Annotated in this window: 1 pseudogene; it reads left to right on the top strand. The window is 83.4% G+C overall.

From position 1 onward, the window contains the following. Window positions 1-217: 217 nt before the first annotated feature. Window positions 218-1,038, top strand: a pseudogene (locus tag ACWEN3_RS46940) (Rne/Rng family ribonuclease); the annotation flags it as partial.

The raw sequence follows: 1,038 nt of genomic DNA, 5'->3' as shown, positions 1-1,038 counted from the left end.
GCCACCGCGTCCGCCGCACCGTCGGCCACCGGGGCGCCCCACGTCAGACACCTGTGCTCCCACGCCGTCACACCGGGCCACCCGCGGCGCCTCCACCCCGACCGCCGCCGCGGCCGAGGCCGCCGGTGCCGTTGAGGCCCCCGCCCCCATTGAGACCCCCGCCTCCGTCGAGGAGGCCGAACCCGCCGGCCGTCCGCGCCGCCGGGCCACCCGCCGCGTGTCCGCGCCGGCCGGGACGCCCGAGGCCGCCGAGGCCGTGGTGCCGGTCGCCGCAGAGGCCGAGAAGGCCCCGGAGGAGCCCGCCGCCGTGGAGGCCCCCGCAGAGGAGGCCGCGCCCGCCGGGCGTACCCGCCGTCGCGCCACCCGCCGCGCGTCCGCGCCCTCCGGGGCGCCGAAGGCCGCCGAGACCGAGGCCGCCGCCGAGGAGACTCCGGCTGCCGTCGAGCCGGCCCCCGCCGCCGAGGCGCCCGCCGAGGCCGCTCCCGCGGAGGCGCCCGCCGAGGAGGCCGCCCCGCGCCGTACCCGTCGCCGGGCCACCCGCCGGGTGACCGCGCCCGCCGAGGCCGCCCCCGCCCCCGTCGCCGAGGCCCAGGAGCCCGCCGCGGAGGCCGAGTCCGGTGCCGGCGCGCAGACCCCGGAGGTCCCCGTCACCACGCACACCACCGAGCCCGCCCCGGCCGCCGAGTCCATCCCGGCCGCCGAGGCCCCGCCGGCCGCCGCCGAGCCCGCCGCCCCGCGCCGCGCCCGGCGCCGGGCCGTACGCCCCGCGTCAGGGTTCGCCGAGCCCGCGCACAAGGCCGCGCCCCAGGCCGCCGAGCCCGAGAGCGAGGCCGCGGGCCCGAGTCGGCCCGCCCGCCCGGCCGTCGCCGTCTTCCAGGCGCCGGTGTTCACCGAGCCGAGGTTCCAGACCCCGCAGCGGGCCGCCGCCGAAGCCGCCGCGGAGGCCGCCGAGGTGGAGGAGCCCGAGGAGTACGCGGAGGAGCGCGCCGACACCGACTCGCGCCGCCGCCGTCGCCGCCGGCACGGAGGTGAAGTCCG

The sequence above is a fragment of the Streptomyces sp. NPDC004561 genome (assembly GCF_053602155.1).
The sequence above is the reverse complement of the archived record's forward strand: the minus strand, read 5'-3'. Positions and strand labels throughout refer to the sequence as shown.